3 protein-coding genes and 3 pseudogenes are annotated in these 8,160 nt (G+C 52.7%); 1 reads left to right on the forward strand and 5 read right to left on the reverse strand.

The genetic code is table 11. From position 1 onward, the window contains the following. The 5 genes and pseudogenes from HMPREF0080_RS10870 to HMPREF0080_RS06280 form a co-directional block, all read right to left on the reverse strand. A pseudogene (locus tag HMPREF0080_RS10870) lies at positions 1 to 173 on the reverse strand (outer membrane insertion signal); the annotation flags it as partial. 402 nt (positions 174 to 575) lie between these two features. Next, a pseudogene (locus HMPREF0080_RS06265) lies at positions 576 to 1,860 on the reverse strand (S-layer homology domain-containing protein). A 414-nt stretch (positions 1,861 to 2,274) separates the two neighbouring features. Then, complete coding sequence (locus HMPREF0080_RS06270) at positions 2,275 to 2,895, reverse strand: NUDIX hydrolase (protein WP_006790501.1); 621 nt, start codon at positions 2,893 to 2,895, stop codon at positions 2,275 to 2,277. 11 nt (positions 2,896 to 2,906) lie between these two features. After that, positions 2,907 to 5,394: pseudogene (gene leuS, locus HMPREF0080_RS06275) on the reverse strand (leucine--tRNA ligase). 79 nt (positions 5,395 to 5,473) lie between these two features. Continuing rightward, a complete protein-coding gene (locus HMPREF0080_RS06280) occupies positions 5,474 to 6,997 on the reverse strand; it encodes a glycosyl hydrolase family 18 protein (RefSeq protein ID WP_006790504.1) in 1,524 nt (507 codons plus the stop codon). Between the two features lie 87 nt (positions 6,998 to 7,084). On the opposite strand from HMPREF0080_RS06280, the gene lgt reads away from it, so the two are divergent. Beyond that, positions 7,085 to 7,870, forward strand: a complete 786-nt coding sequence (gene lgt / locus HMPREF0080_RS06285) for a prolipoprotein diacylglyceryl transferase (protein ID WP_040347402.1) — start codon at positions 7,085 to 7,087, stop codon at positions 7,868 to 7,870. Positions 7,871 to 8,160: the final 290 nt, after the last annotated feature.

Raw genomic sequence — 8,160 nt, forward strand, 5'->3', positions numbered from 1 at the left:
TCGCCCTGGAAGTGGACGCCGTCCACACCCTGGATGATGCCGGAATTAGCCAATTCTACAACCGAATTGTACGCCCAGCTGTCAGCCGGTACATCGACAAACGGGTTGGCCGCAAATGCCGTGGCGCCTACAGCCATGGTTGCCACTAAAGAAGCGATAAGTTTTTTGTTCATTGTAAAAACTCCTTTTCAAATATACTAGTATTCTTCCTGCTTCGTTACGGTTCGGAATACCGGAAATATTTGCAAGGGGTCATTGGCGAGTTGTCCATGTTTCCTCTCTTTTACTGGCTTGCATCTATTTCTTCCATTCCTGAAGCCTACTGCCTGACACACCGCCACCAATAAGCTGTGTATAAGTTTACCTTATTTCTTCATGTTTGTCAAAATTTTATCGGCTGTTTTTCAATTCTTTACGATATTCCCGTTATATTTTTGTGTTTTTATGAATTTTTGCCCGCTCCCCTCCCATGCCGCAATCCTTCTTGTACAGCCGTTTTCCGGGAACGGGCTCTTTCATTCATGCAAAAAGAGCAACGAAATTAAATTCCGTTGCTCTTTTTGTATGTGTTTCTCTTAGAAGAAGAAATCCAGTTCGGCACTGGTGTATTCTTTCTGTTTCGTGCCGTCACCGTCCGTATTCTTTGTACCGAAAGTCTGCCCAACGGCAAGTACGACATTCTTGGCAAGAGCATAGTCGAAGCCTACGCCCCAGCCCTTCACGCCGTGTTCGTAGCCGAGATAGCCGCCGTCGCGCCAGCCGGCCGTGCTGCCGTAGTAGGTGCCTTTGTCCGCATGGACGTAATCAACCCATGCGTCCCAGCTGCCCTTTTCTTCGGGAACGGCTTCACCGTACTGAAGTTTGGCGCCCCAGAGGTTGCCGTCCTTATCGGCGGAAGTTTCTTTGTCCTTGCTTACGCGCTGGTAATCGCCCATAAGATTCCATTTTTCACCGAACTTGAAGAACGCGTAGCCGCCCAAAATATGATCCAAGTTCGCGGCATCCGCCTTTGTATCACCGAACTGGTTGTAGTAAACGCCGGCGCCGAACTTATCCCACATGCCGTCCAGGGATACATAGCCCGTTTTTACGTCAAGGAGACTCGGATCTGGAGCTTCCGGATCCGCTTCCTTAAACTTACCGTAACCGCCCGTCAGGGACCAGTGGTCGCCGCCGAATTGCACCTGCGCGCCGTCGAAGGTATCGCCGTACTGGAGGCCCATGCCGTTGCCGATCTGGTAGTCATAGCGGCCGACAAGGATATTCACGTTCTTGCCCGCATTGTATTCGACATTGGCGTGATCCACATAGAGCTTGTGGTCTTCCCCGCTCGACGCGGAATTTTTATCATCAAAGCTCATATCGTCCGTGCTGAGGCCGAGGTTGACGTTCATCCGGTCGTTCACCTTCGCCGTAGCGAGGAGATGAACCGCATATTCCCAAGAAGCGTCATCTTCAATATTGCCCTTCTGGTGCTGGTAATGGATATTGGCGTCACCGGTCAGTTTCACGTTGCCCACGCGTTCTTCCAGGTTGGATGCCGCGCACGCCGAGCGTATTGAGTTCATCGGAAAATTCATCGGCCAGCTTGTTGATGAGCGCGCGCTGTTCCGCATTGGCACGGTCTTCATGAGCCATCGCTTTAGCAACCATTTCCGCCGCTTCGTAGCGGGTAATGTTGCGTTCGCCCTGGAAGTGGACGCCGTCCACACCCTGGACAATGCCGGAATTAGCCAATTCTACTACAGAGTTGTACGCCCAGCTGTCCTGGGGAACGTCTGCAAAGGGGTTGGCCGCCAAGGCGCACGTAGCCGTAACGGCCATTGTAGCAACCAATGATGCAAGTACTTTCTTTTTCATAATTTCTGCCTCTTTTCTTAAATAGTGTTCTTTCTTCGTCACAGTTGAGACAGTATACTTCACGGCTTTCACAGGCGAGTTGTCCATGTTTCCTCTCCGCGTACCGCCGTAACCCATACACTGTCCGATTGCAATCGCCTACAGATGTACCGATTTGCACGTATAGTTTACTCCATTATGATAAATAATGTCAAATAAATTTAAGAGATTTTTTCTCATAAAAAATACATAACCGACACCGTTATATGTAAAAAATCCCCCGGCACAGATTATTCGTCGCCGTTTTCCTTGCCGCTCATTTATCCTTGCTCAACATCCATGTTGACCTCAAAAAATCCCTCTGTCATTTCGATCAGAGGGAAAAGAAGAGGCCCCTGCCGGGCCTCTTTTCGGGTGCGCTATGCTGTTTGTACGCTACATTTTCTGTATGAGTTCCACACAGTGTTTCGTGATCTGTGCAGTCATGCCCCAAATACGGTAGCCGTTATAACGGTACACATACACAAAATAGGATTTGCGGCGGCGCCAGTCCATAGGGTTTCCGGGATAATAAATATCCACGGGAAAATGAGTGCCCGGACGGGTTGCCAGATCCATGTCCGCTTTTTCCGGCTGATGGTCCATGAACCAGCGTATCGGTACGGTAAAAAGATGATCCACTTCGGCCGTGCAGCGGATATTTTCGTATGCATCCAAATGGGCCGCAAACGGATATATATCGACCCCCGTCACGGATTCCACGTAATCAAGCGGGCTGAGGATATGTATATCTTCCCTGCGCACGCTCAGTTCTTCCATGGTCTCCCTGATCGCGGCCGCTTCCGCGTTACTGTCGGACGGCTCGATTTTGCCGCCGGGAAAGGATATATCGCCCGGCTGCCAGTGCAGCGCCATGCTGCGCACTTCATATAAAAAGCGTAGTTCCCCGCCCACCTCCACGATAGGCACCAGTACGGCGCTGGGCGTATTGTTGAAGCTCGACATGTGCCGTACTGTACGCTTGGGCCAGGGAGACAGGATCATATTTTTGTCCATGGTACCCTCTTTTATTTCACCACGATATTGATGATCTTACCGGGAATGACGATGCATTTTACAATCGACTTCCCCGAAAGGAGCTCCCGGACACGCGGCAGCTCCAGCACCTGCTCCTTAATGCCGTCGGCGGAGCTGTCCGCGCTTGCCTGTATCCGTTCGCGGACCTTACCGTTAATCTGAACGGGGAGTTCCACTGTCGTTACGGCCAGAGCCTCCGTGTCGACTTCGGGCCACGGCTGCGCGTGCACGCTGCCTTCCCCGCCGATTTCATGCCAGAGCTCTTCCGTAATGTGCGGGGTGAACGGCGCCAACAGGCGCAGGAGGGTTTCGTTGGCTTCAGCGGCAACATCGGCATGGTATACGCTGTTGCCCTCACCGACATAGGCATGCATGGCATTGACAAATTCCATAACGGCGCTGACGGCCGTATTGAGAGCATAAGCGCCGTCTTTGCCCGCCACGTCCTCCGTAACCTTGGTAACGGACGTATATTCAACGAAACGCAATTTTTTATCCGCAGCCGTATACGTGCCGTTCGCTTTTTCTCCCGTCCCGGCAATTGCCGCGAACTGCCGTACAATACGCCACACGCGATTGAGGAACCGGTACGCGCCTTCCACGCCCTGCTCGGACCATTCGAGATCGCGTTCGGGCGGAGCGGCAAAGAGGATGAAAAGCCGGGCCGTATCGGCGCCGTATTCGGCAAGGATCTCTTCAGGCGAGACGACATTGCCTTTTGATTTGGACATCTTACTGCCGTCCTTCAAAACCATTCCCTGTGTGAGGAGCCGTTCGAACGGTTCCGATTCTTTGACGAGGCCGGCATCGCGGAATACTTTCATAAAGAAACGGGAATAGAGCAGATGAAGGATAGCGTGTTCAATACCGCCGATATACTGGTCGACATTCATCCAGTACTCGGCTTTTTCCGGATCCCACGGAGCGTCGGTATTGCGCGCGTCCGTATAGCGCAGGAAATACCATGACGAACATACGAAGGTATCCATCGTATCCGTTTCGCGTCTGGCAGGGCCGCCGCATTTCGGGCAGGTACAGCGGACAAACCGTTCGCTCGTGGCCAGCGGCGACACGGCGCCGGCCGTGAATCGGACATCTTCCGGCAATTCTACGGGAAGCTGATCTTCGGGGACCGGCTGTTCGCCGCATGTATCACAGTACACGATGGGAATGGGCGCCCCCCAGTACCGCTGCCGCGAGATGAGCCAGTCGCGCAGGCGGAAGTTGACCGTACCCTTGCCGACGCGGTGCGCTTCCAGCCATGCGGTAATGGCCTTCTTGCCCTCTTCGACGGTAAGACCGTTGAATTCACCCGAATTCATGAGACGGCCCTCACCGACGTAGGCCTGCGGGCCCGATGCGGAATAATCATATTCGCCGGTCGGATCTTCGATGACGAAACGGATGGGAATACCGTATTTTTTGCAGAATTCGTAGTCGCGCTGGTCATGGCCGGCAACGCCCATAACGGCGCCCGTGCCGTAATCGGCGAGAACGTAGTTGGCGATCCAAATGGGGACTTCTTCATGATTCACGGGGTTTACCGCATAGGCGCCGGTGAACATGCCGACCTTTTCCGCCTCGTTGGAGGTACGTTCCATATCGCTTTGATTTTTCATGCGCGTAATGAATTCCTGCAGTTCCGCTTCATTTTTCCTGCCTTTGATCAAACGCCGGACAAAGCGGTGTTCCGGCGCAAGGACCACAAAGGTCGTACCGAAAATGGTGTCGATACGGGTCGAAAACATTTCCAGCTTTTCATTGATTTCCGGAATAAAAAACGCGAAGTCGGCCCCTTCGCTGCGGCCGATCCAATTTTTCTGCATCGTCTTCACGCGTTCGGGCCAGCCGGGCAGGAGTTCTAAGTCGGCGAGAAGCTGATCCGCATAGTCCGTAATCTTGAAAAACCACTGCTTCAAGTCTTTTTTGACGACATCGTTATCGCAGCGCCAGCATTTACCGTCAATAACCTGTTCATTGGCCAGGACGGTATTACAGGTGCCGCACCAGTTGACCTTCGTGGTCCTTGCGGTACGCAAGGCCGCGTTTGTAGAGGAGTTCAAAGATCCACTGCGTCCAGCGATAGTATTCACGGTGACAGGTAGCCACTTCCCGTTCCCAATCGTATGAAAGGCCCAACGCTTTCTGCTGGCGTTCCATATTTTTAATATTGCCGTACGTCCATTCCGCCGGAGGGATATTGCGTTTAATGGCCGCATTTTCCGCAGGCATGCCGAACGCGTCGAAGCCCATGGGATGGAGGACATTGTACCCGTTCATGCGCCGGTATCGGGCAATGACATCGCCGATCGTATAGTTGCGGACATGGCCCATATGGAGGTTGCCTGACGGATACGGAAACATTTCCAGTACATAATACGGCGGTTTGCCGTTGTCGTCGGGAGTCCGGTCGGTGCGGGACTCCGCCCACTGGCGTTGCCATTTCTTTTCAATTTCCTGAGGAATATATTTTTCCATTGATAAGCCTCCTATATCAAACTGCGGACAGCAAAAAACGAATTATTTTTATTATAGTGTTCCCGTCATGTCAAGTCAATCAACCGTCCGCCCACGCATCACGGAAAGACTCGCTTTCAAAGCCTTTCCGCCAATAGGCTCCGCCTGCCAAGTGATAAGACCCGATGAGGTTTCTCTTATTTTCCAAAGACATGTCGTCTTCAAACCAGACCTGAACCACGCCCTTCGGCAGGGGCAGATTCAGGTAAAAAAGACCTTCTTTTTCATTCCAGCCGATGTAGGCGGCATACTTTTGTCTGAATACCGAACTGTCCCGCATGGTCAAGGTCCTCACCTTCAAGGATTTATACGCCTTGTAATTGTCCGCAGGTCCCGGTTTATCACTTACCGGATCAGGCCACTCGTCTATATTGACAGGCAGCATGTCTTCGTCGTTTGTGCTGTACCAGATGCGCATATACAAAGGCATGCCGAGGACGAGCTTATCCGCTCCTACGAGGGGCACGGTCACGGCCACGGCCCTTTCCGTCCAAGGCTGAGTCGCACAGGGGCCCGGCACAGGGCTGGTCCGGCCGAACTGATCGTACGCCATGAGCATGACATAGTCCAAGTTGGGAGCCAAAGCGGCGCGATCGTACACTTGTGACCAGTTTTTACTGTCGGAAAGAGGCGTAATGTCCATAGACAGCTTTATGCCGTACGCATGAGCAGCCTCGGCAAAATCGGCAACGAAACGCGTCAGCCTGTCCCGATCGGCATAATCAACATTTTCGAAATCAATGTTATACCCGTCGAATTTATACAGGAGCGCATACCCGATCAGCGTTTTAACGGCTTCCTTCTGAGCGCGCTCATCCGTCAGAAATACATGCGTCTCCACCGGATCAAAATTATTGTCCACTAAAGGCCAGACGGAATACCCCGCCTGCGTATAGGAGCTTATATAGTCATCGAAATTTTCTTTGCGCAAGGTGACACCCGTCCCGGCTATCCGGAACGCTGTCGGCGAAATAACCGGCAGAGCCGCGGCCGGCTTATGTATGTTTCCGTCCGTCTTCATATCGGGGTCCCAGAACAGAACCATACCGAGGCGCCCGTCTCCGGAAACGGGTGGCGTTTCGGTAAGATCGCGCAGAACGGGCATTCCTGTCGAAGACGGGACGGTATCCCCGGCAGCATCACCCTCTGCAAAAGTAAGGCCCAGGGAGGACCGGATATGGGTCACATTGATAAATGACTTCCCGCCTTCTTTGACAAGCGGAAAGGTCAGGACTACGGACTTGGCATCACTTAACGGCCAGGCAGCGTGTTCCGGTAAAAACACCCTGTACTGTCCGGCCTTGCCGGCTACGGGATAAATGCCTGCGGTGCGCAGGACACGTTCACTCACGAAGAGCCGCCCGACTGCTGCGGGCGCGCCGTCGCTTCGGTCTTCCGGAACACGTTCTTTTATATGAGGTGTCTCTTTTTGCACGACATGAACCGCCGTTTCAACAGCCGCCCCTTCCGAGCGGATATCCGTTAACGTCGGCGCCGCAAAAACGGACGCACTCAGACAACCCCAACAAAGTAATGATATAAGAGACTTTTTCCATAGGAGCATAAATTTCTGTTCACGACCTTTATGAGTATGTATAATATATTTGTATGTAGCTTTTTCATTATATCACACGCAAGGGAGTCTTTCGGCATGCATCAATATCTCTTTTATATCGGGACCTTTCCCATTCGCGCCTACGGCCTGCTCTTTATGCTCGGGATCGTATCGGCAGGCATCACTGCCTTTTACATTATGAAAAAAGACGGCCGCGGCTGGCATCTTCATATTTTTGACTTTACCCTCTGTTGCGGCCTCTCCGGCATCGTCGGCGGCAGGCTCTGGGACGTCTTCTTTTTTGACTGGTCGTACTACCACAATCATCTCACCGAAATCCCTTACGTCTGGCAGGGCGGCATGGCTATCCAGGGCGGCCTGCTCTTCGGCGCCGCAGCCGGCATTATATACACGCGGATCCATCATATTGACACCTGGGCTTTCGGCGACCTTCTCGCCCCGGCCGTTATCCTCGGGCAGGCAGTCGGCAGGATGGCCAATTTCATGAACGGCGACGCCTTCGGCCATCCGACCGGCGGAAACTACGGCATCGTCTATCCCGATACCACGCTGGCCTATCGGGCTTACGGCAGCCGGCCCCTGTGGCCCGCGGAAATCTGGGAAGGGCAATTGGATATTCTCATCTTTGTCGCGCTTCTTCTTTACAGCGTTTTTCCCCATAAAAAAGGGCAGGTATTCTGCGTCTATGTCATGCTCTACGCACTGGAACGATTCTTTTTGGAATTCCTGCGCGGCGACTATTCAGTCCTCGCAGCGGGCCTGAAATCGGCGCAAATAACGAGCATTACAGCCTTTGTCATAAGCTTTGCCATATTTTTATGGCTCCACTGCAAGGGCACGGAAGACACGAAAACGGAATAGCCCGAAAGAAACGGCGCGCGTTGCGGCAAGAACGGCAACGCCTTTCATGCCTGCCGTTCCGCCGTCGGCAGGCACATAGGCTTTCTCACGGCAACTTTCTCCCCGTATGACACGAACTACACTTACTCAACCTTTTTCCCTAAGTCGGGCCCGGCCTCTTCAAGGCGGTGCAATATATCGCGCTCGATCCTTTTTATGAATATATTCACCGTTATGGCCGCAATCAACAGTAAAGGAAGCAGGTCGATAAGGAAAACAGGCAAGGCTTTAATACAAACGAGCAAAACCAA

This window comes from Megasphaera geminata F0357 (assembly GCF_000239275.1).
In the GTDB taxonomy this organism is placed as follows: Bacteria; Bacillota; Negativicutes; order Veillonellales; family Megasphaeraceae; genus Megasphaera; species Megasphaera geminata.

Coding starts and splice junctions, on each gene's coding strand:
- HMPREF0080_RS06270 (WP_006790501.1), bottom strand. CDS start 2,895: ATGGACAAAAATATGATCCTGTCTCCCTGGCCCAAGCGTACAGTACGG.
- HMPREF0080_RS06280 (WP_006790504.1), bottom strand. CDS start 6,997: ATGCTCCTATGGAAAAAGTCTCTTATATCATTACTTTGTTGGGGTTGT.
- lgt (WP_040347402.1), top strand. CDS start 7,085: ATGCATCAATATCTCTTTTATATCGGGACCTTTCCCATTCGCGCCTAC.